Below are 22,289 nucleotides of genomic sequence, written 5' to 3' on the forward strand. Positions count from 1 at the left end.
TGTCGAAGCGCTTCGCCAGCGTCCGGGCCGACGACCGTCACCCCACCATGACCTGCGAGGCCGCTCGGCCATCCGCCGTCGAAGCGCTTCGACCTCCGGCGCGCCGGGCACTGGAAGGCGATCCACCATGACCGACCGCACCACACCCCCGACCCGGGACCGGGTCGAGGACCTGCTGACCCGGCTCACCGTGCCGGAGAAGATCGGACTGCTGCACCAGTGGCAGGCCCCCGTCCCCCGGCTCGGCCTGCCCGGCTTCCGCACCGGCACCGAGGCGCTGCACGGCGTCGCCTGGCTCGGCCCGGCGACCGTCTTCCCCCAGGCCGTCGGCCTGGCCAGCACCTGGAACCCCGAGCTGGTACGCGCCGTCGGTGACGCCGTCGGCGACGAGGTACGCGCCAAGCACCACGCCGACCCGCAGCACGTCGGCCTCAACGTGTGGGCGCCGGTGGTCAACCCGCTGCGCGACCCACGCTGGGGACGCAACGAGGAAGGCTGGTCGGAGGACCCGTGGCTGACCGGTCGGCTCGCCACCGCCTACGCGCAGGGGCTGCGCGGCGGGCATCCCGAGCGGCTGCGCACCGCTCCGACGGTCAAGCACTTCCTCGGCTACAACAACGAGACCGACCGGGCCACCACCTCCAGCGACCTGCCACCCCGGGTGCTGCACGAGTACGAGCTGCCGGCGTTCCGCGCCCCGCTCGCCGCCGACGCGGCGGTCGCCGCGATGGCCAGCTACAACCTGGTCGACGGGGTGCCGGCGCACCTGAGCCCGCTGATCGACGGCGAGCTGCGCCGGTGGGCACCCGGCGAGGTCCTGGTCGTCGGCGACGCGGGGGCGGTGAGCAACATCGCCGGGGTGCAGGGCCACCTGCCCGACCACGTCGAGGGGTTCGCCGCGGCGCTGCGCGCCGGAATCGACAGCTTCACCGAGCACGACGCCGACAGTGAGCCCACCCGGCGATACCTCACCGAGGCCCTGAACCGTGGGCTGATCACCGAGTCCGACCTGGACCGGGCGGTCCGTCGGGTGCTCACCGTCCGGCTGCGGCTGGGCGATCTCGATCCACCGCACACCGACCCGTACGCCGGGACCGGACCGGAGGTCGTCGACTGCCCGGCGCACCGGCACCTGGCCCGGGAGGCCGCCCGGCAGTCCATCGTGCTGCTGCGCAACCGTGGCCTGCTGCCACTGTCGCCCGGCCTGCGGATCGCGGTGCTCGGTCCGCTCGCCGACGCTGTGCACACCGACTGGTACAGCGGCACGCTGCCCTATGCGACAAGCGTTGTCCAGGGGTTGGCGCGGCGGCTGCCGGAGCTCACCAGCGACCCCGGAACCGACCGGATCACCCTGCGGGTGGGTGACCGTTACGTGGGATGCACCGACGAGGCCGACGGTGGTCCGTTGACCGTCGGTGCCGACCCGACCTCGTTCGACGTGTTCGACTGGGGTCGGGACACGGTCGCGTTGCGGGCCGTCGGCAACGGCCGTCACGTCGGAGTCGACGACGACGGCGCGCTGGTCAACGACCGTTCCGGGCCCGGCGGCTGGGTGGTCCGGGAGACCTTCCAGTTCGATCCGCTGCCCGACGGCAGCGTGCTGCTGCGCCACCTGGCCACCGACCGCTACGTCACCGTCGACGAGCACGGCCGGCTGCGGGTCGACGGCGACGACCGGGCCGGCACCGGCTTCGGCATCGACGTGGTCACCGACGGTGCCGCGCGGGCCGCCGAGCTGGCCGCCGCCGCCGACGTGGCGGTGGTGACCGTGGGCAACCACCCGATGGTCAACGGACGCGAGACCGAGGACCGCCTCGACCTGGCCCTGCCGGCCCGGCAGGAGGCGATGCTGCGCGCCGTGCACGCCGCCAACCCGCGCACCGTGCTGGTGGTCACCAGCAGTTACCCGTACGCGCTGGGCTGGGCTGGGCGCCACCTGCCGGCGGTGCTCTGGTCGGCGCACGGCGGGCAGGAGCACGGCAACGCCCTCGCCGACGTGCTCCTCGGCGACGCCGACCCGGGCGGTCGGCTCACCCAGACCTGGTACGCCGACACCGCCGAACTGCCCGACCTGCTCGACTACGACGTGATCGGCTCGGACTTCACCTACCTGTACTACCGGGGCGAACCGCTGTACCCGTTCGGGCACGGGTTGTCCTACGCCGAGTTCGACTACCGCGATCTCCGGTTGAGCGCCACGTCGGTCGACGTCGGCGACGATGTCGAGGTGAGCGTGGACGTCACCAACACCAGCGACCGGCCCGGGGTGGAGGTGGTGCAGCTCTACACCCGGCAACGGCGGTCCCGGGTGAAGCAGCCACTGCGGCAACTGCGCGACTTCGCCCGGGTCGTGCTCGCGCCGGGGGAACGGCGTACCGTCACGCTGCGGCTGCGCAGCGCCGAGCTGAGCTGGTGGGACGCCGACCGGGAGGGTTTCGTGGTGGAGGACGCCACCCATACCGTGCTGGTCGGGCGGTCGGCCACCGACGTGCGGCTGGTCGGCGCGGTGGCCGTACGCGGTGCGCCGCCGGCCCGGCCGGCCCGGCCGCACGCCACCAGCGGGGTCCGGTGAGCGGGCGGGGCCGGGTGCCGTCCGGTCAACCCACCATCGCCGACGTGGCCCGGCACGCCGGTGTCGCGGTGAGCACCGTGTCGTACGTGCTCAGCGGCAAGCGGGCCATCTCGGAGCTGACCCGCAACCGGGTGCTGGCCAGCGTCCGGCTGCTCAACTACCACCCGAACGCGGGCGCCCGGGCCCTGGCCAGCCGACGCGCCAACGTCATCGCGTTGGTGCTGCCGCTGCGCTCGGGCATCCAGGTGCCGGTGGTGATGCAGTTCGCCACGGCGGTGGTGACCGCCGCCCGCGGTCACGACCACGACGTGCTGCTGCTGACCTCCGACGAGGGCCCGCAGGGGTTGCACCGCATCGCCGCCGGCGCCCTGGTCGACGGGGTGCTGGTGATGGACGTGGAACTGCACGACGCCCGGGTGCCGCTGCTGCGGACGCTGGGCCGGCCCAGCGTGCTGATCGGGCTACCCGCCGACACCGACGGGCTGACCTGTGTGGACCTGGACTTCCACCGCGCCGGGCAGGTCTGCGTGGAGCATCTGGCGGGGCTCGGACACCGCCGCGTCGCGCTGCTCGGCGCGCCGGCCGCCGTCTACGAACGCGGCACCGGGTTCGCCCACCGCACCCGCGCGGGCGTGGTCGAGGCGGCGGCCCGGCACGGCGTCGAGGCGGTCACGTTGCCCTGCGAGGAGAACGCCGCGCAGGTGCACGCCCGGGTGGTCGAACTGTTCGCCCGGCAGCCGGAACTGTCCGCTCTGGTGGTGCAGAACGAGGCGGCGGTGGGCCCGGTGCAGGCGGCGCTGGCCGCGCTGGGGCGGCGGGTGCCCGACGACGTGTCGGTGGTGGCCGTCTGCCCGGACCAGTTCGCCGAACACGCCAGCCCGCGCCTGACCTCGGTGCCGGTACCCGCCGAGGAGATCGGTCGACAGGCCGTGTCGCTGCTCATGCGTCACCTGCGGGACGAGCCGACCCCGCAGGTGACGCTGCTGGAACCCCGGCTGACCGTGCGGGACAGCACCGCCGCGGCGACCGGCGCGACGGCACCGCACGACGACCGGGCGGCGGCCCGGTGACCGGTCCGGTGCACCGGATCTGGGACACCGCACCGGCGGACGACTGGCCGGACGCCCTGCTCGCCGGCAACGGCGAGTACGGGATCATGGTGCACGGCCGGCCGTGGGCGGAACGCATCGTGGTCAACCATCACCGGTTCGTGCTGCCCAACGGCACCCACGACGCCCGCCCGCCCCGGCTGGCCGCGCTGCTGCCCCGGATCCGGCGGTTGATCCTGGCCGACCGCCGCGCGGAGGCGAGCCGGCTGCTGGCCGGTGACGGCGTGCTGCGCTGGACGCAGTCGTTCCATCCCGGCTTCGTGTTGACCGTCGACGCCGACGGCGGGCCGGTGGACGACTACCGCCGGTACACCGACTTCGACACCGGCGAGGTCGTGGTGCGGTGGGCCGGCGGGAGCCGCCGGTCGTTCGTCTCGCGCACCGACCGGCTGATCGTCACCCGGCTGGACATGGGTGCCTGTCGGGTCGGCGTGACCGGCGACCTGCCCGGCCGCCCCGCGGGGCTGCGCTACGCGGTGTCGGCGTACCGCCGCGACGGGTTGGTCTTCCTGCGGGCGCGGGCCCGCTACCCGACGGCCGGCACCGCGTACGGCTTCGAGGGGTTGACGTTGCTGCATGGCGCGGTCGAGATCGACGGCGACGAGGTGCGGGTCGACGGGCCCACCCTGCTGGTGACGGTCCTCGCCCGCCCGCACGGCCGGTGGCGTACCGGGGCGTTGCAGCGTCGGCTGACCGGCCACCGCGACGCCCGGTACGACGATCTGCTGGCCCGGCACACGGCCCGGCACACCCCGGCGTACCGGCGGGTGGAGCTGGACCTGGCGGTGCCGGCGGCGCAGCGGGAGTTGCCCGTCGGTGAGCTGCTGGCCCGGCAGGCCGCCGCACCGCACACGCTGGACGCGGCGCTGCTGGAGCGGCTGTTCCACGCCGGGCGTTACCTGCTGCTCAGCGCCAGCGGCGTGCTGCCGCCCCGGCTGACCGGGCTGTGGCTCGGTTCGTGGGACGCCGCCTGGGCCGGTGACTTCACCACCGACGCCAACCTGAACCTGCAACTGGCCTCGGCCAATCTGGCCGCCCTGCCGGAGGTCACGCAGGCGCACGCCCGGCTGGTGCGCGCCCAGGTCGGGCACTGGCGGCGCAACGCCCACGCGATCTACGGGGCGCGCGGGCTGTTGGCCCCGAGCCGCACCGACGGGGAGCACGGTCACCTGTTCCACCTGCATCCGGACTGGCCGTTCGCGGCGTGGTTGCCGGGCGCGCACTGGCTGCTGTTCCCGCTGCACGAACGGCATCTGGTCACCGGGGAGCCGTTGGGTGAGGTGGCGGGTTGGCTGGTGGAGGTGGCCGAGTTCCTCGCCGACGTGCTGACCACCACCGGCGACGACGGGACGTGGGGGTTCGTGCCGTCGTACTCGGCGGAGACCGGGCCGCTGGACGCCTCGGGTACGGCGGTGCACGTGGCGGTCAACGCCACGATGGACATCGCCGCGGCGCGGCACGCGTTCACCGTCGCCGCCGCGCTGACCGGCGACCGGCGGTGGACGCGGTTGGCGGCGCGGCTGCCGCCGTACCGGGTCGACGCCGGCGGGGCGTTGACCGAGTGGGCCTGGCCCGGTTACCGGGCCGACGACAACCACCGCCACGTCAGCCACCTGTATCCGGTGTGGCCGCTCGATGAGATCAACCCCGAGGACACCCCGGAGCTGGCCACCGCCGCGCACCGGGCGCTGCGCCGCCGGGGCGACGAGAACCTGTCCGCGCACGGCAGCCTGCACCGGGCGCTGGCCGCCGCCCGGCTGCACGACGGGTCGCTGGTCGAGGCGAACCTACTCAAGATCATCGGCAACGACATGTTCTTCCGGTCGCTGATGAGCGCCCACAACCCGGGTCGGGTCACCTACAACGCCGATGCCGCGCACGCGCTGCCGGCGGTGCTGATCGAGTCACTGGTGCAGGGTCGACCCGGCCGGCTGCGCCTGTTGCCGGCACCGTTGCCGGGGCTGCCGCGCGGCACCCTGCGCGGGGTGCGTTGTCCCGGGCGGGTCACCGTCGAGGAGTTGGCCTGGCGGCCGGGTGCGGTGCGGGCCCGGCTGGTCTCGGCGGTCCCCCGACGGCTGCGGGTCCGCAGCCCGTACGGCGAGACGGTCCGGCAGGTGGCCGCCGGCGTACCGGTCGAGGTGTCGTTCACCGGGTAGCCGGCGTCGCCGCGACCCGGTCGGCGGCGCTGGGCGGGCACTAGACTGCCCGCTCGATGGACGTTGAGTCGACTTCAGCCGCCGAGACCCGCCCCTGCGCCCACTGTGGGCGCGACGTGCCGCAGCGGGCCGGCGCCGGCCGCCCGTTCCGGTACTGCCGGGACAACGACGGTGCCTGCCAGCGGGCCTCCCGTAACAGCCGGATGCGGCACCGCAACGCCCCGGGCCTGCCCGGGCAGGTGGCCCGGACCTGGGAGGCGGTGGACCGGCTCGACCAGATCGTGGCCACCCTGACCGAGGCGCTGCACGCCGAGTTGTCTCCCGCCGGGGTGCAGCGGCAGCTGTCACAGCTGCGTGCGGAGACCGCCGGGGAGATCGCGGCGGCGCAGACCGAACGCGACGAGGCGCTGCGGGCCGCCGAGGACGCCACCGCCCAGGCCGAGCGGCAGCGTCGGCAGGCCCAGGCGGCGACCGTCGAGCGCGACAGCGCCCGCGACGAGGCCACCCGCGCGGCCGAGCAGGCCGAAGCAGCGGTGAACCGGGCGCAGGATGCGCAGACCGCCCGGGACGAGGCGCGGCGGGAGGCCGCCGCCGCGCAGGCGTTGCGGATCCAGGCCGAGGCGGACCGGGACGCCGCCCGCGCCCAGGTCAGCTCGGCACGGTCCGACCTGGCCGCCGAACGCCGTCGCGGTGGCGACCTGACCGCGGAACGCGACGCCGCCCGTACCGACGCGCAGCGGGCCGCCGACACCGCCGCGGCGGCCCTCGCCGAGGTCGACCGGCTGCGGGCCGAGATGGACCAGACGCGGGCCGCGGCCGAGCGAGCCCACGCGCAGGCCGAGCAGGCCCGGACGGAGACCGAGCAGGCCCGGACGGAGACCGAGCAGGCGCGGGCCGAGGCTGCGCAGGCTCGGGCGGAGGCTGCGCAGGCCCAGACGGAGACTGAGCGGGCCCGGGCCGAGGCCGAGCGGGCGGAGCAGGCCCGGGCGCAGGCCGACGCCGACCGGGAGCACGCGCAGACGCAGGCCCGGCAGGCCGGCAAGGAGCAGGCCGCGCTGGCCGCCCGCGTCGAGCAGTTGGGTGCGGAGCTGACCGGCCTGCGGGCGGCCCTCGGCACCGCCGAGAGCCGGGTGAGTGAGCTCACGGTACGCCTTCGCGCCACCGAGGCCGACCGCGACGACGCCCGCGAGCGGGTGGCCCAACTCGCCGCCAAGGTCGCCGACCTGGCCACCGCCCTCACCCGCCCCACCCGCTGACCTCCGCCCTCCCCCGTCCCGCGCCGATCACGCAGTTGCGGCACCCCAGAAAGCGCCCAGGTCGGACAAATCGACCGCCATAACTGCATGATCGGCGGGGCGTGGGTGGGGGAGGATGGCGGCATGGGTAAGACGCATGAGCGCATCGAAGGGCGGCTGCGGGAGTTCATCGAGGCACAGCCGATGTTCTTCACCGCGACCGCGCCGCTGGCCGGCGACGGCACCGTCAACCTCTCCCCGAAGGGCCTGCGCGGCTGCCTCGCCGTCCTCGACGAGCAGACGGTGGCCTATCTGGACTTCGCCGGCAGCAACGCCGAGACCATCGCCCACCTGCGGGAGAACGGCAGGATCACGCTGATGTGGTGCGCCTTCGCCGGCCCGCCGAACATCGTGCGGATACACGGCCAGGGTGAACCGGTGTTCCGCGACGACCCCCGCTTCCCGGACCTGCTGACGCACTTCCCGGACATCGACACCACTGCGCACGGCCTGCGGGCGGTCATCGTGGTGCGCGCCCGGCTGATCCGCGACACCTGCGGCTACGCGGTGCCGTTCATGACCTACGACAGTGACCGGGACCTGCACGCCCGCCGGTTCGCCCGGGAGGACGACACCTCACTGGACGCCTACTTCGCCGGCAAGGACGACATCGCCACCAGCATCGACGGCCTGCCGGGCCTGCCGTTGCCGCTGCCGCCGACGCCGCGGACCGGCTGACCGCACCGGGTGCACCACGACACCGCAGCAGCCCCCGCCCGGCGCGTCGACCCGCCGCGTCGCCGCACCGAGACCTCGGCCGGTTACCATTCCCGCTGGCGGTGACGGTCCGCCGAGACGACCCGGCCGGGACGACCCCCGCCGGGCGTACGTGATGGCCGGCTACCCTGGACTGCGCACCCGGGTGTACGGGTTGTCGAGACCCGGGATCGGGAATGACCCGGCGGAGACGGACCGTTACACCGTTAGGACCTGCACCACCGAAGAGGGGAAGTCGATCATGGGCGAGCGTATGCTGCGCGGAAGCCGGCTGGGCGCGGTCAGCTACGAATCCGACCGCAACACGGAGCTCGCGCCGCGGCAGACCCGCGAGTACCTGTGCGCCAAGGGTCACCAGTTCGAGGTGCCGTTCGCCGTCGACGCCGAGGTGCCGACCACCTGGGAGTGCAAGTTCGACGGCAGCGTGGCCCGGCTGGTCGACGGCAGCGAGCCGGAGCAGAAGAAGGCCAAGCCGCCGCGTACCCACTGGGACATGCTGCTGGAGCGACGTTCGATCGCCGAGCTGGAGGACATCCTGGCCGAACGGCTGCAGGAGGTTCGTACCCGTCGCGGTCGCGCCTGACCCGATACGTCAACGGTGCCCCCGGGAATCCCGGGGGCACCGTTTCGTTTGTGCGTCAGCGTGGTTCGACGATCTCACCCTCGATGGCCTCGCCCTCCGCCGGACGCGTCCCCGTGGCAGACGTCCGCGGCGACGTCGTCGGTGCCTGCGGCGGCGGAGCCTGCCCCGGCTGCTGCGGCCCACCCCGGTACACCCGCACCCGGCGAGGGCCGAACAGGTCACCGGCGGTCATCGACGACACCCGGCGCTCCGCGGCCCGCTGCACCCCACCCCGGGCCAACCGGCGCACCGGCGGCACCAGCAGCAGCACCCCCACCAGGCCGCTGACCAGACCCGGGGTCGCCAGCAGCAGCGCACCGAGCAGCCCCACCAGCCCGTCGGTCACCTGCCGACCCGGCGGCCGACCCGACTGCGCGGCCTCCCGGAAACCCCGCCACGCCCGCACACCCTCCCGGCGCAGCAAGACCAGGCCCAGCAGCGAGGCCGCGAACACCAGCAGCGTCGCCGCACCGAACCCGAGCGCCCGACCCACCACCACGAACACGGCGATCTCCACGGCCGCGGACACCAGCAGAGCCAACGGTACGAACCTCAGTGTTCGGCGCATCTCACCCCAACCGCCTCACGGCGCCTCGTCATCTCGGCCCCGCCCGGCGGGCGCAGCCGTCCCGTCCGTCCAGCATGACACGCCGCCGCTCAGCGCAGGCTCGCGGAGCCGCACCGGCAGCGTCGCCGCCGACCCGGCCGGGTCGCTCTCAGGGCCACCGCGCCTGCCCGGCCGTGGCCGCCCGCATGCCACGCCGCACCGCCGTACGCCGGTCGCGCACCGCCCAGCCGGTGATGCGCCACAGCGCCTCGACGACGATCAGCGGGCTCATCTTGCTGGCACCACGCTCCCGCTCGGCGAAGGTGATCGGCACCTCCACGATCCGCGCTCCCGCCCTATGCGCCAGCCGCGACAACTCCACCTGGAACGAGTACCCCTGCGAACACACCGAGTCCAGGTCCAGGGCGTCCAGCACCCCGGCCCGGTAGACCCGGTAGCCGCCGGTGGCGTCGGCGACCGGCATCCCCAACGCCAGCCGTGCGTACAGGTTGCCGCACCGCGACAGCAGCAGCCGCCGCAGCGGCCAGTTCACCACCCGGGCACCCCGGGTCCACCGCGATCCGATCACCACGTCGGCGTCCCGGGCCGCGGCCAGCAACGCCGGCAGGTCCTCCGGGGCGTGCGAGCCGTCGGCGTCCATCTCGACCACCGCGTCGAAGCCACGCCGCCGCGCCCACGCGAACCCCGCCAGATACGCCGCACCGAGTCCCTGCTTCCCCTCCCGGTGCAGCACGTGCACCCGCGCGTCGGCGCGGGCGATGCCCTCGGCGATCGCACCCGTGCCGTCGGGGCTGTTGTCGTCGGCGACGAGAATCTCCACCTGCGGCGCGGCCCGCCGGACCCGCCGCACGATCGCCGTGACGTTGTCGGCTTCGTTGTAGGTGGGAATCACCACCAGCACCCGACCCACACCGGGCACCCCGGTCGTCACCGGACGGATGTCGGTTCCGCGTACCACCGTTGCCCCCTCACCCCGGGTGGGCGGCCCCCGGTACGGGCCGGCCGTCCCGCCGACGCCGCAGCACCGCCGCGCCGACCACCGCGGCCACGGCCAGCCCCGCCAGCACCACCTCCGGCAGCACCCCGACCCGGGTGGCCAGCGTGCGTCCCTCGGTCAGCCGCAGCTGCCGCACCACGACCGCGCGGGTGTTGAACCCGGTGGCGTCGCTTACCCGCCCATCCGGGGTGACGAACCCGGACACCCCGACCGTGGAGGCCATCAACGCCGCACGCCCGTGCTCGACCGCCCGCAGCCGCACCATGGCCAGCTGCTGACGCGCCTCGGCCTCGTCGAAGGTGGCGTTGTTCGTCTGCACCACCAGCAGCTGCGCCCCACCGACGACGGTGTCGCGGACCAGCCCGTCGTAGGCGACCTCGAAGCAGATCACGTCCCCGAGCACCGCCGGCCCGCTGTCGATCACTCCCGGCTCGGTACCGGCCACGAAGTCGGCCCGCACCCGGTCGACCTGGTCGCTGACCATCCGGGCGATCCGGCGCAGCGGCACGTACTCGGCGAACGGCACCGGATGACGCTTGACGTACAGCTGCTCCAGGTCGGCGCCGCTGCCCGGACGCCACAGCACCCCGGCGTTGCGCACCTGCCCCCGCTCCGGCCCGCGCAGCACGGCACCGACCAGGATCGGCACCCCGACGGCGTCCGCGGCAGCGGAGATCCGCGCCCCCGCCGAGGGGTTGCGCAGCGGGTCGATGTCGCTGGAGTTCTCCGGCCACACCACCAGGTCCGGTCGGGGCCGGGTGCCGGCGGCGACCTCACCGGCCAGCGCGATGGTGGCCTCGACGTGGTTGTCGAGCACGGCCTGCCGCTGGGCGTTGAAGTCCAACCCGAGTCGCGGCACGTTGCCCTGCACGATCGCCACCGTCACGCCCGCCGCGTCACGGGTGCTGGACACCGGCACCGCCAGCCCACCGGCGAGCAGCAGCAGCACCGCCGCGGCGCACCCGGCCGCCGGCACCCACCGCCGGGCACCGCCGCCGCCACGGCGCGCCCGGACCGTCCACCACGCCCCGGCGACCAGCGATCCACCGGCCAGCGCCACCGCGAACGTCACCAGCGGCGCACCGCCGAGCGCGGCCAGCCGCAGCAGCGGCGACTCGTCCTGGCCGAACGCCAACCGGCCCCACGGGAACCCGCCGAACGGTGTCCGGTCGCGCAGCGCCTCCTGCCCCACCCACAGCACGCCGGTCACCACCGGCCACATCACCGCAAACCGGTCGACCAGCGGCGACACCCACGCCGTGGCCAGCCCCAGCACCGCCAGGTAGCCGGCCTGCAACAGCGACAGCAGCACCCACGGCAGGTAGCCGGTGTGCAGGTTCGTCCAGGCCAGCAGCGGCGCGAACAGGGTCAGACCGGTCAGGAAACCCAGACCGGCGCCGGCCCGCAGCCGCCGCCGGTGGGTCGCGGCGGCCAGCAGCGCCACCCCGACCGGCGCCAGCGGCCACCACCCGTACGGCGGAAAGGCCAGCAGCAACGCCAGGCCGGCGACCACCGCCATGGCGACGGCCACCGGCAGGCGCACCAGGCCCGCCGGCACCGGACCGGGCGGCGGCGGTTCGGGCCCGGCGGCGCGGTCCACGGTCGTCACGGGCGGGTCGGACGCGATCACGCGCCGAAGGCTACCCGCCCGCCGGCACCACCCGCCCGCCCGCCTGCCCGGATGGCCGGTCGGTGGCAGGCGACCGTCAGCGGCGGCCGGCCTGCCGCACAGCCCGCGGACAGCCGCGACAATCGACAAGTAATGTTGCCGATGTGGCAAACGAGGAGGCGGCGGTGCTGGCAGCGGTCGGACCCCGACTGCGAGCCCTCCGCAAACAACGCGGCACCACCCTGAACGAACTCGCCGACACCACCGGCATCTCGGTGAGCACCCTGTCCCGGCTCGAATCCGGGCAGCGCCGCCCCACCCTGGAACTGCTGCTACCCCTGGCCCGCGCCCACCAGGTGCCCCTGGACGAACTGGTCGGCACCCCCGCCGTCGGCGACCCCCGGGTCCGCCCCCGCCCCATCGTCCGAAACGGCATGACATTCCTGCCGCTGACCCGCCGCACCGGCGGCCCGCAGGCGTTCAAACAGATCCTGCCGCCACACACCCCCACCGACGCGCAACCACAGTCCCACGAGGGCTACGAATGGCTGTACGTGCTCTCCGGCCAGCTACGCCTGCGCCTCGGCGACCACGACCTGCTCCTCAGCCCCGGCGAGGTCGCCGAGTTCGACACCCGGGTGCCGCACTGCGTCACCAACCCCGGCCCCGAACCCACCGAAGTGCTCAACCTGTACGGCCCGCAGGGCGAACACCTGCACGTACGTGCCCGCCCCAGCGGCCACGACGAAGTCGGGGCGCGGCATACGCCGCGCCCCGATGCTCCCAGGCCCCTCCCGGCCGGTGCGGCGGAATGCGGCACGCCGACCTTCGGACCGACCCGACGGTGACTGGCTGTCCCCGCCTGGCCGTTGTCTACTGGCCGTGCACCCCATCCTGCCCGTACACCGGTAACCGCGGCCGGTTCGCGCCGCCCCGCCGACCCCCGCCCGCTGGACCTGGCCGCCGCGACTGAACATGCACCGTGTCGCTCGGCCAGCGGACGAAGGGACGAAGCGAACAACAGCCGCTTCCCGTGGTAGGACTCAAAGACGGTACGTGGCCCACCCCCGACCTTGTCAACCCGCCCCCGACGAGTCGTCGCCCCGATCCGGCGTGTCGGGGCGCCACCACCTCGCCGCCACCCCCGGCCACCGCGACCATCCACCCCGGTCAACCGAGCAACGAGCGCAGCAACCCCCGGGCCGCCACCTCATGCTCCTCGGCCAGCATCCCGGCCGCGGCCAGCACATAGTCGGTGTCCACCACCGGCCGGGCCGCCCTCGGCAACGCCCACCCACCGGCATGATCGGTCAACACCGCGTCCAACACCCCGGCCGCGTCGTTGTCCGAGGCGTGCCGCAGCACCCCACCCGAGCCGACCAGCAGCCGCACGTCCCGCAGATCCCGACCGGCCCGCTCACCGGTGCCCACCCCACGGGCGTGGCGACGCAACGCCACCGTCGCCGCCAACGCCGCGATCCGCGCGTCGACCACCCGACCGGCGGCATCCGCCGGCAGGAACCCGGGATCGGCGGCCCGCACCGCGGCCTCGGCCGCCAACCCGTCAGCCTCCCCCACCGCGACCAGCCGTTCCTCCACGGCCGCCCGCACCACCCCCGGCGCGCTCCACCGCACACCCAGATCCCCCTCGACCGTCCGGGCCCGCCACAACGCACCGGCCACCTCCCGGCCCGGCCCACCGGCCCGCTCGTCCGGAGTGAGCACCGAGTACACGTCCGTGGTCGCACCACCCACGTCGACGACCACCAGGTCACCGCCGGCCACGTCGGCGAGCACCTCCACCCCCGACAACACCGCGTCCGGCGTCGCCGCCCGCACCAGCCGGGTGAACCGGCCACCCCGCGACAACCCCTTACCACCGATCACGTGCCGCAGAAACACCTGCCGGATCGCCGCACGCGCCGACACCGGCGCCAACACCCCGATGCGGGGCAGCACATTGTCGGCCACCGTCACCGGCACCCCCGCCCCGGCCAACAGCACCCGCAGGTCATCGCGGACATCACCGTTGCCGGCGAGCACCACCGGCACCCGCCACCGGGCCCGCGCCAACCGCGTCGCATTGTGCGCGAGCGTCTCCGCGTCCCCGCCGTCGGTGCCACCGACCAGCAGCACCACATCCGGGCGGGCCGCCCGCAACGCCGCCAACTCCGCCCGACCCAACCGCCCCGCCGCCACGTGCACCACGTCCGCACCCGCCGACAGGCCGACCCGCCGACCCGCCTGCGCGGTCACCAGCGGCTCGTAGCCGATCACCGCCAGCCGCAACCCACCACCCGCCGACGAGCACACCAACCACGGCACCTCACCCGAAATGAGCCCGGCCGTCGCCGCACCCACCGCCGCGTCCAGGCCGTGCAGCACATCCGACCCCACCGTGGTCGGCGCCGCCGCCGCCGACACCAGCCCACCACCGTCGAGGTCGACCACCGCCACCTTCGTGTACGTCGAACCGACGTCGGCGCAGACCGCGACGTTCACACCGCAGCGGGCACGACCACCGTGCCGGTCGCCGTCACCGCCACCAACGGCTCAGCCAACACCTCCGCCGCCGACCCACCCCGATCCGGCCGCCCCCGGCACACCACCCGGGCCTCGAAGTCGATGGTGCGACTACGGGCACCCACCCGAGTCACCGTCGCCACCACCTCCACCACGTCACCGGCCCGCACCGGCGCCTTGAACTGCACATCCGAGTACGACGCGAACAACCCCTCGTCACCGTCGGTACGGATACACACCTCGGTGGCCACATCCCCGAACAGCCCCAACGCGTACGCCCCGTCGACGAGATCACCCGCATAGTGCGCGTGCGCGTACGGCACATACCGCCGATGCGTCACCGTCACACCCAACCGACGGTCAGTCATGCCACCCTCGCCCTCCTACCCGTGATCAACGCATGGACCAGATAGGACGCCACCTCACCCGGCGTCGTACCCCGACCGAAGATCCGATCCACCCCCAGCTCGGCGGCCTGCGACTCGTCGAACCGCGGCCCACCCACGATCAACAACGGTCGCCGGGCCGCCGGCAACGCCTCCCGGAACGCCGCCGACATCTCCCGCGTGTTGTGCAGATGCGCATCCCGCTGCGTCACCACCTGCGACACCAGCACCGCGTCCGCCCGCGCCACCCGCGCCGCCTCCACCAACTCCGGCACACTCACCTGCGCACCCAGGTTCGTCACCGACAACTCCCGGTAGTACTCCAGACCCTTCTCCCCCGCGATCCCCTTCACATTCAGGATCGCGTCGATGCCCACCGTGTGCGCGTCCGTGCCGATACACGCACCCACCACCGACAACTTCCGCCGCAACCGCCGCTTGACAACCGCATTGACCTCCTTGGCGCTCAGCAACGGAAAGTCCCGCTCCACCACCCGCACCGCCGACAGGTCCACCAGATGGTTCACCCGCCCGTACACCACGAAGAACGTGAACCCGTCACCGATCGGCTTCGCGTGCACCAGCAACGCCGGATCGATGCCCATCCTGTTCGCCAACTGCACCGCCGCACCCTCGGCCCGCTTGTCGTGCGGCACCGGCAACGTGAACGACACCTGCACCATGCCGTCACCGGTGGTGTCCCCGTACGGCCGCACCACACTGCCGCCCGTCACGGCCGGGCCTCCTCGGCTCGCGGCTGCTCCAGGATCTCCGTGGCCGGGTTGAAGTAACCCACCTCGTGCCGCGCCACACCGTCCAGACCCTTACCCCGATCCGCCGGCCGCTTCATGATCCCGAACGTGCCCTCGGCGATCGCCGTCAACAACGACTGCTCACCGATGCGCTCCAACAACTCCACCGCCTCGGCCAGCACCCGATTCGCCCGCTGCTGAATGAACCCACCCGCAGCCGGCACGAAATCCTCGTGCAACCCGCCCGCCGCGCCCAGCACGTACCGCACGTTCTGCAGGGCGATGTCCCGATCCGACAACCACGGCGTCACCACCGCCTCCGTCATCATCCCCACCAGCAGGATCCCCTGCCCGGTCATCGTGCCCACCAGATTGAAGAACCCGTCCAGCAGATTCCCCCGGAACACGTCCCCGGTCATGTGCTTCGTCGGCGGCATCCACTTCAACGGCGCATCCGGGAACAACTCCCGCGCCAGCAACGCGTGCGCCAACTCCAGGCGGAACGACTCCGGCACCTCAGGGTTGATCTCGAAAGCGTGCCCCAGCCCCAACTGCCAGTCCGCCAACCCCGCCTCGTGCGCGAAGTACTCGTTGAGCAACTGCGACACCGTCACCGTGTGCGCCTCGTCCACCGCGTCCGCAGTGGTCAGATAGTTGTCCTCACCGGTGTTGATGATGATCCCCGCCCGCGCGTGCACCTGCCGCGAGAACCGCTGGTCGACGAACGTACGCACCGGATTGATGTCCCGGAACAAGATCCCGTACATCGAGTCGTTGAGCATCATGTCCAACCGCTCCAGGCCAGCGAGGGTCGCCATCTCCGGCATGCACAACCCCGACGCGTAGTTCGTCAGCCGCACATACCGCCCCAACTCCTTCGACGACACGTCCAACGCCGCCCGCATCAACCGGAAGTTCTCCTGCGTCGCATACGTGCCCGCGAACCCCTCCCGGGTAGCGCCCTCCGGCACGTAGTCCAGCAGCGACTGCCCCGTCGACCGGATCACCGCGATCACATCCGCACCCGCCCGCGCCGCCGCCTGCGCCTGCGGAATGTCCTCGTAGATGTCCCCGGTCGCCACGATCAGATAGATCCACGGCCGCCGCGGCGGATCACCGAACCGCCGCACCAGACGGTCCCGCTCCACGCGACGCCGATCGATGCGCCGAATCCCCGCACCAACCGCCCGCCGAGCCGCCCGCCGAGCCGCGGTAGCCGCCCGCCCAGCGGGAACGGCGAACCGCACCGAACCGGCGGCAGCCTTCTGCGCCAGCAGCGTCACGTCACTGATCTGCTCGCGCGCCAAAGCGTCGAACACCGGCAACGCCACCCCGTGACCCAGACCCACATCCGCCACCACCGCGTCCACCAGCCGGTTCACCCACGGAATGCCGTCCGGATCCGCACCGGCCACCCCGGCCAGCCGCAACACCGCCCGCTCCACCGACACCGTGGTGTGACCACGCGCCAACTCCACCACCGGTCGACCGGCCCGCCGCGCCAACTCCCGCGCCCGCGCCACCAGCACCGGATCCAGGTCAAGCTTCCCCGTCACGCGGACCCTTCCTCATAGATCACCTCACCGCGCAGCACCGTGCGCCGGCACACCGGCAACGGCGTCGGATCATCCGCACCACGCGCCTCCGGATCAGCGGCCTGCAACACCGGCAACCCCCGCTCCACCCCGGCCGGCGTGGACCACACCGCGAACGTCGCCGGCGCACCCAACGCCAGCACCCCCTCGCTGTCCAGATGCACCGCCCGCCAACCACCCCGGGTATGCGCCGCGAACGCCGCCCGCACACTCATCCGCTGAACCGGATTGTGATGCGCCACCGCCGCCCGCACCGACCCCCACGGATCCAACGGCGTCACCGGCGAATCCGACCCGAACGCCAACGCCACCCCGACACCATGCATCGCACCCATCGGATTCGACGCCAACGACCGCGCCAACCCCAACCGCGTCTCGTACATCCGCCCCGCGCCACCCCACAACCGGTCGAACGCCGGCTGCATCGACGCCACCACCCCGTACTCCACGAACCCGGCGATCAACCGCCGATCCACGATCTCCGCGTGCTCCACCCGATGCCGCGCCGCCCGCAACCGATCCGTGCCCACGCGCCGCGCCGCCCCCGCGAAACCCTCAAGCACCGTCGACACGGCCGCGTCACCGATCGCATGGAACCCGCCCTGCATCCCGTGCGCCGCACAGTCCAACAAATGATCACGAACCTGGTCCGCGCTCAGATAACCGTGACCACACCCGTCACCGTCGGCGTACGGCTGCGACAGATGCGCCGTCCGCGAACCCAACGCGCCATCGGCGAACAGATCACCACCGGCACCGACCGCCCCCAGCTCCCGCGCCCGCGCCGCACCACCCAACTCACCCCAGTACCCGTACACCTCCGGCACCCCCGCACCGGAGATCGCCAACAGGCCGGAGAAATCCTCCTCGTCGGAAATCTCCGGCCCACCGCACTCGTGCACCGCCGCGATCCCCACCGACGCCGCGTGCCCCAACGCCACCCGCTGCGCCGACACCCGCTGCGCCCGCGTCACCGACGCCCGCGCCACCGCCCGCACCACATGATGCGCGTCCCGACGCAGCCAACCCGACCCGTCGTACCCCGGCGCGGCCACCGCCTCCGGACACGCCGCCAGCAACGCCTCCGACACCAAAGCCGAATGGATCGACGCCTGCGACAGATACACCCGCCGACCGTCCGCCGCCCGCCCCAGCTGCCCAGCCGACGGCGGCTGCGCCACCGGCCACGTCGACTCGTCCCACCCGTGCCCCAGCACCACCGCGTCCACCGGCAGCCCCGCCGCGTACGCGGACACCGCGTCCAACAGCTCACCAGCCGAACGCACCCCGGACAGATCCAGCCCGGACAACACCAACCCGGTGTCGCTGACATGCACGTGCGCGTCCACGAAAGCCGGCGTCACCAACGCACCGTCCAGCTCCACCACCCGATCGGCCGGCGGCGCGTCGGCATCCGAACCCAGCCACACGATCCGCCCGTCACGGACCAGCAACGCCGTAGCGGACGGATCCGCCGGGCAGTGCAGCACACCGGCGCGGTACAACGTCGAGGGGATGTTCGTCATGGCCTCAGTCTGCCGCCAGCCGCGCCTCGAACAGCCCACGTACCCCCGGCTCGCCCCGCAACAACCCCAACGCCAACTCCGCGTGCCCCGGCACGTACCCGTTGCCGACGAGCATCGTCACGTCCGCAGCCAGACCCTCCGCACCCAACGCCGCCGCCGCGAAACTCGTCGCCATCGAGAAGAAGATCACCGTGCCGCCGTCCGCCGTCGCCAACACCGCGCCGTGCTCACAACCCGGCACATCCACGCACAGCACCGTCACGTCCGCCGGCACCCCGAGCGCCGAGGTCACCGCCGTCGACAACGCCACCGGATCACGGGCATCGGCCACCACCACCGCATCGGCCAGGCCCGCCGCCACCAGCGCGTCACGCTCCGCGGCCACCGGCACCACCCCGACCGTCCGGCCCGCACCGGCCCGCCGCGCCGCCGCCAGCGACAACGAACCGCTCTTGCCCGCGCCGCCGACCACCGCCACCGTCACCGGCCGGGGATCCCCCTCGGCCGCCCGCTCCGCCACGTGCCGGGACACCACCCGCGACGTCAACGCCGGCGCACCGCAGACGTCCAGCACCGCCAGGGACAGCTGCGGGTCCAGGTCCTCCGGCAGCACCGCGGCGACCGATCGGGCGAACAGGATCGCCCACCCCGCACACGGCACCTGCTCACTGCGCCCGTCCCAGCCGGCCAGCCCGTCGGTGGCCACCAGCGGGGTCAACGTCAACGACACGAGTGTGGCCACCCGCTCGCCCGCCTTGAGCCCCAACGGTGAACGCCGACCGGCCTCCTCGACCGTGCCGATCAACATGCCGCCCGACCCGGTCACCGGGTTCTGCATCTTTCCCCGGGCGGAGATGATGTCGAGCACCTCGGCCCGGATCGCGGCGCCGTCCCCGTCGTGCTTGACGGACAACTGCCGGAAACTCGCCGCGTCCAGATTCAGCCGCTCCACCCGGATCCGCACCTCGTTCGGCGCGATCTCCGGACGCGTGTCGAGCCGCCAGGCGGCCTGTGGCAACACGCCCGCAGGCTCCAAGACACGGTGCAGACCCACCGGTGACGTCACACCCACCTCCCCTGTCCGGCCGCCTGAAGCCTCGCCTTGGACTCGCACGGCGGGAAAACTTACGGCAGAATAATTTCTCTACCGAAATTTTTCCAGTAGCCTTCGGGTCGCTGATCACCCAGGCAGACCAGAGGAGGGGCCGTGACCCAGACCCGACCGCCGGTGCAGACCATCCCGGCACCCCCGCCGGCCCCCACCACCCGCACCGGCCAGCCCTACGAATACCGCCGCAGCCCCCTCGTCGAACCCGACTGGACCCGATTCCCCGGCTGGCGCGAGGTCACCCGCGACCAGTGGGAGAGCGCCCGGTGGCAACGCGTCAACTGCGTCAAGAACATCAAGCAACTGCGCACCGTGCTCGGTGACACCGTCGACGACACCTTCTACGCCGACCTCGAAGCCGACCAACGCGCCCTGGCCACCATGTCCATGCTGGTGACCCCACAGATGATCAACACAATGGCGCCGTACGGCCCACCCACCACCGAGACGTTGCTGGCCGACCCCATCCGGCGCTACATGATCCCGGTCGCCTCCGACCGCCGCACCGACTGGCCGTCCCACCCCTACGCCACCCGCGACTCACTGCACGAACACGACATGTGGGTCGCCGAAGGCCTCACCCACCGCTACCCCACGAAGGTCCTCGCCGAACTGCTCTCCACCTGCCCGCAGTACTGCGGGCACTGCACCCGCATGGACCTGGTCGGCAACTCCACCCCCACGGTGGACAAACTCAAGCTCAGCCTCAAGCCCGTCGACCGATACGACGCCCACATCAGCTATCTCAAGGCCCACCCCGGCGTCCGGGACGTCGTCGTCTCCGGCGGCGACGTGGCCAACGTGCCCTGGCGCAACCTCGAGTCATACCTGATGCGGCTGCTGGAGATCGAAACCATCCGGGACATCCGGCTCGCCACCAAGGCCCTGATGGGCCTGCCCCAGCACTGGCTGCAACCCGACGTCGTCGAGGGCCTGGAACGAGTCGCCCGCACCGCCGCCCGCCGCGGGGTCAACCTCGCCATCCACACCCACGTCAACCACGCCCAGTCGCTCACCCCGCTGGTCGCCAGGGCCGCCCAGACCGCCCTCGACATCGGCGTGCGCGACGTACGCAACCAGGGCGTCCTGATGCGCGGCGTCAACGCGACCAGCACCGACCTGCTCGACCTCTGCTTCGCTCTGCAGGGCGAGGCGGGCATCCTGCCGTACTACTTCTACATGTGCGACATGATCCCCAACGCCGAGCACTGGCGGGTCCCGGTCTGGCACGCCCAGCAGCTCCAGCACGACATCATGGGCTACCTGCCCGGCTACGCCACCCCACGGATCGTCTGCGACGTGCCCTTCGTCGGTAAGCGCTGGGTACACATGGTCACCGAGTACGACCGCGAGCGCGGCATCTCCTACTGGACGAAGAACTACCGCACCTCCATCGAATCCGCCGACCTGGCGGCGCTCAGCAAGCGCTACGCCTACTACGACCCGATCGACACCCTCCCCGAGGCCGGTCAGCAGTGGTGGCGCGTCCACCGCGACGACTGAGCCCGACCGGTCGGCGCCTCTTCGCCGACCTGGGCCACACCGCGAAGCGGGCCGCCGGAATGATCCGGCGGCCCGCTTGCGTACCGGGCGATCACTTCGTGAAAGCGTCCTTCGTGTTACGCCCGGCCTCCTTGACGTTCTCACCGGCCTGCCGGGCCCGGGCATCGCTCTGCTGGCTGGAGCCCTCGGCCCGCATGCGCTCGTTGTCGGTCATGTCGCCGATCCGCTCCCTGGCGGCGCCGCTCAGTTCCTCGACCTTGTTCTTCGCCTTGTCGGTGAAGCTCATGTCGCCTCCCTGCCTGTTCGGCGGTAGAGCGGAGCGGTCCGCTCCGCTCTTTCTTGAGTCCCCTCGTGCGGTGAGCTGAAACGGGTTGGTCTCCTCGTGCGGGACCGCACAACCGCTACAACATCCTAGGACACTAGGTGTATGGCGAAGCCTGGTCAGCGGTGCGGCGACCACGGGGCGAATCGCTGGACGGGCGTCGACCCGCGGATCGCCCGATCCGGTCGCCGCCCGACATCAAACCCGGTGTCCTGGTTGACTGAGGCCATGGATGAGCGAATTCTCCGGATCGGCGCCGTCAGAACGCACCGCGTCGCGCCGCACGGTGGTGCGACGCGGTGAACGAGATCCTGCTCGTCCGGCATGGCGAGACCACGTGGAGCGCCAGCCGCCGCCACACCTCGTACACCGATCTCAACCTGACCCCCGACGGTGAGCGGCAGGCCCGCGCACTCGGCCCGGCCCTCGCCGGACGACGGTTCGTCGCGGTGCTGACCAGCCCACGGATCAGGGCGCTGCGCACCGCGCAGCTGGCCGGGTTGCCGGTCACCGACTCCGACGACGACCTCGCCGAATGGCACTACGGTGACTACGAGGGCCGCACCACCGCGGAGATCCAGGACGAACGTCCCGGGTGGAGCGTCTGGACCGACGGATGCCCGGGCGGCGAGTCACCGAGCGAGGTCGGCGAACGCCTGGACCGACTGCTCGCCCGGCTGCACCCCCTGCTCGACCGAGGTCCCGTCGCCGTGGTCGGGCACGCGCACGCGCTCCGCGTGCTGGGCGCCCGGTGGATCGGGCTGCCCCCGTCGGCCGGTGGGCTGTTCCGGCTGGACACCGCCACCCTCAGCCTGCTCGGGCACGAACACGGCCGGCGGGTGCTGCTCCGCTGGAACCAGCCGCCTCCCCCACCGCTCGACCCACCCACGGCGCGGTCGCCGGCCCGCCACTGACCAATCGCCGGGCCG

Annotated in this window: 19 protein-coding genes; 9 read left to right on the forward strand and 10 right to left on the reverse strand. The window is 72.8% G+C overall.

Going from position 1 to position 22,289, the window contains the following annotated elements:
- The first annotated feature begins 127 nt into the window (after positions 1-127).
- From O7605_RS26900 to O7605_RS26925, 6 genes are all read left to right on the forward strand, one after another.
- Positions 128-2,572 (forward strand): beta-glucosidase family protein, encoded by a 2,445-nt coding sequence (locus tag O7605_RS26900; protein ID WP_269741756.1) that lies wholly within the window; start codon positions 128-130, stop codon positions 2,570-2,572.
- On the forward strand, positions 2,569-3,642 hold the full coding sequence (locus O7605_RS26905) for a LacI family DNA-binding transcriptional regulator (protein ID WP_269741757.1): 1,074 nt from the start codon (positions 2,569-2,571) through the stop codon (positions 3,640-3,642). Before O7605_RS26900 ends, O7605_RS26905 begins: the two co-directional genes overlap by 4 nt.
- The gene (locus O7605_RS26910) at positions 3,639-5,837 is read left to right on the forward strand and encodes a glycosyl hydrolase family 95 catalytic domain-containing protein (protein ID WP_269741758.1); all 2,199 of its coding nucleotides are present in this window, start codon (positions 3,639-3,641) and stop codon (positions 5,835-5,837) included. The genes O7605_RS26905 and O7605_RS26910 overlap by 4 nt, the downstream gene beginning before the upstream one ends.
- A gap of 56 nt (positions 5,838-5,893) precedes the next feature.
- Positions 5,894-7,093, forward strand: a complete 1,200-nt coding sequence (locus O7605_RS26915; RefSeq protein ID WP_269741759.1) for a hypothetical protein — start codon at positions 5,894-5,896, stop codon at positions 7,091-7,093.
- 123 nt (positions 7,094-7,216) lie between these two features.
- The gene (locus O7605_RS26920) at positions 7,217-7,810 is read left to right on the forward strand and encodes a pyridoxamine 5'-phosphate oxidase family protein (RefSeq protein ID WP_269741760.1); all 594 of its coding nucleotides are present in this window, start codon (positions 7,217-7,219) and stop codon (positions 7,808-7,810) included.
- 280 nt (positions 7,811-8,090) lie between these two features.
- Entirely contained in the window at positions 8,091-8,432 is a 342-nt protein-coding gene (locus tag O7605_RS26925) for an RNA polymerase-binding protein RbpA (protein ID WP_046564157.1), read from the forward strand.
- A 55-nt stretch (positions 8,433-8,487) separates the two neighbouring features.
- Here O7605_RS26925 and O7605_RS26930 read toward each other — a convergent pair whose 3' ends face one another.
- From O7605_RS26930 to lnt, 3 genes are all read right to left on the reverse strand, one after another.
- On the reverse strand, positions 8,488-9,039 hold the full coding sequence (locus O7605_RS26930) for an FxsA family protein (RefSeq protein WP_269741761.1): 552 nt from the start codon (positions 9,037-9,039) through the stop codon (positions 8,488-8,490).
- Positions 9,040-9,187: 148 nt separating this feature from the next.
- The gene (locus O7605_RS26935; RefSeq protein WP_269741762.1) at positions 9,188-9,997 is read right to left on the reverse strand and encodes a polyprenol monophosphomannose synthase; all 810 of its coding nucleotides are present in this window, start codon (positions 9,995-9,997) and stop codon (positions 9,188-9,190) included.
- A gap of 10 nt (positions 9,998-10,007) precedes the next feature.
- Positions 10,008-11,594 (reverse strand): apolipoprotein N-acyltransferase, encoded by a 1,587-nt coding sequence (lnt, locus tag O7605_RS26940; protein ID WP_269742760.1) that lies wholly within the window; start codon positions 11,592-11,594, stop codon positions 10,008-10,010.
- A 215-nt stretch (positions 11,595-11,809) separates the two neighbouring features.
- Between lnt and O7605_RS26945 the strand changes: the two genes are divergently transcribed.
- A complete protein-coding gene (locus tag O7605_RS26945) occupies positions 11,810-12,493 on the forward strand; it encodes a helix-turn-helix domain-containing protein (protein ID WP_269741763.1) in 684 nt (227 codons plus the stop codon).
- Between the two features lie 322 nt (positions 12,494-12,815).
- On the opposite strand, the gene O7605_RS26950 is transcribed toward O7605_RS26945, so the two are convergent.
- From O7605_RS26950 to O7605_RS26975, 6 genes are read right to left on the reverse strand one after another with little or no spacing between them, the layout of a single operon-like run.
- On the reverse strand, positions 12,816-14,147 hold the full coding sequence (locus O7605_RS26950; RefSeq protein WP_269741764.1) for a glutamate mutase L: 1,332 nt from the start codon (positions 14,145-14,147) through the stop codon (positions 12,816-12,818).
- Positions 14,144-14,536 carry a hotdog domain-containing protein gene (locus O7605_RS26955; protein WP_269741765.1) on the reverse strand — a complete coding sequence of 131 codons (393 nt, stop codon included), beginning with the start codon at positions 14,534-14,536 and terminating at the stop codon, positions 14,144-14,146. Before O7605_RS26955 ends, O7605_RS26950 begins: the two co-directional genes overlap by 4 nt.
- Complete coding sequence (locus O7605_RS26960) at positions 14,533-15,288, reverse strand: OAM dimerization domain-containing protein (RefSeq protein ID WP_269741766.1); 756 nt, start codon at positions 15,286-15,288, stop codon at positions 14,533-14,535. Before O7605_RS26960 ends, O7605_RS26955 begins: the two co-directional genes overlap by 4 nt.
- On the reverse strand, positions 15,285-16,862 hold the full coding sequence (locus tag O7605_RS26965) for a lysine 5,6-aminomutase subunit alpha TIM-barrel domain-containing protein (RefSeq protein WP_269741767.1): 1,578 nt from the start codon (positions 16,860-16,862) through the stop codon (positions 15,285-15,287). Before O7605_RS26965 ends, O7605_RS26960 begins: the two co-directional genes overlap by 4 nt.
- Entirely contained in the window at positions 16,859-18,427 is a 1,569-nt protein-coding gene (locus O7605_RS26970; protein WP_269741768.1) for an amidohydrolase, read from the reverse strand. Before O7605_RS26970 ends, O7605_RS26965 begins: the two co-directional genes overlap by 4 nt.
- Positions 18,428-18,431: 4 nt before the next feature.
- Positions 18,432-19,481, reverse strand: coding sequence for a zinc-binding alcohol dehydrogenase (locus O7605_RS26975; RefSeq protein ID WP_269742761.1), 1,050 nt, complete (start codon positions 19,479-19,481; stop codon positions 18,432-18,434).
- Positions 19,482-19,634: 153 nt separating this feature from the next.
- Between O7605_RS26975 and O7605_RS26980 the strand changes: the two genes are divergently transcribed.
- The gene (locus O7605_RS26980) at positions 19,635-21,038 is read left to right on the forward strand and encodes a KamA family radical SAM protein (protein ID WP_269741769.1); all 1,404 of its coding nucleotides are present in this window, start codon (positions 19,635-19,637) and stop codon (positions 21,036-21,038) included.
- Positions 21,039-21,129: 91 nt separating this feature from the next.
- On the opposite strand, the gene O7605_RS26985 is transcribed toward O7605_RS26980, so the two are convergent.
- Positions 21,130-21,324 (reverse strand): CsbD family protein, encoded by a 195-nt coding sequence (locus O7605_RS26985; protein WP_269741770.1) that lies wholly within the window; start codon positions 21,322-21,324, stop codon positions 21,130-21,132.
- A 335-nt stretch (positions 21,325-21,659) separates the two neighbouring features.
- On the opposite strand from O7605_RS26985, the gene O7605_RS26990 reads away from it, so the two are divergent.
- The gene (locus O7605_RS26990) at positions 21,660-22,274 is read left to right on the forward strand and encodes a histidine phosphatase family protein (protein ID WP_269741771.1); all 615 of its coding nucleotides are present in this window, start codon (positions 21,660-21,662) and stop codon (positions 22,272-22,274) included.
- The last annotated feature ends 15 nt before the right edge of the window (positions 22,275-22,289 follow it).

Source organism: Verrucosispora sp. WMMA2121 (assembly GCF_027460185.1).
GTDB lineage: Bacteria > Actinomycetota > Actinomycetes > Mycobacteriales > Micromonosporaceae > Micromonospora > Micromonospora palythoicola.

Coding starts and splice junctions, on each gene's coding strand:
- O7605_RS26920 (WP_269741760.1), top strand. CDS start 7,217: ATGGGTAAGACGCATGAGCGCATCGAAGGGCGGCTGCGGGAGTTCATC.
- O7605_RS26930 (WP_269741761.1), bottom strand. CDS start 9,039: ATGCGCCGAACACTGAGGTTCGTACCGTTGGCTCTGCTGGTGTCCGCG.
- O7605_RS26970 (WP_269741768.1), bottom strand. CDS start 18,427: ATGACGAACATCCCCTCGACGTTGTACCGCGCCGGTGTGCTGCACTGC.
- O7605_RS26955 (WP_269741765.1), bottom strand. CDS start 14,536: ATGACTGACCGTCGGTTGGGTGTGACGGTGACGCATCGGCGGTATGTG.
- O7605_RS26915 (WP_269741759.1), top strand. CDS start 5,894: ATGGACGTTGAGTCGACTTCAGCCGCCGAGACCCGCCCCTGCGCCCAC.
- O7605_RS26985 (WP_269741770.1), bottom strand. CDS start 21,324: ATGAGCTTCACCGACAAGGCGAAGAACAAGGTCGAGGAACTGAGCGGC.
- O7605_RS26925 (WP_046564157.1), top strand. CDS start 8,091: ATGGGCGAGCGTATGCTGCGCGGAAGCCGGCTGGGCGCGGTCAGCTAC.
- O7605_RS26900 (WP_269741756.1), top strand. CDS start 128: ATGACCGACCGCACCACACCCCCGACCCGGGACCGGGTCGAGGACCTG.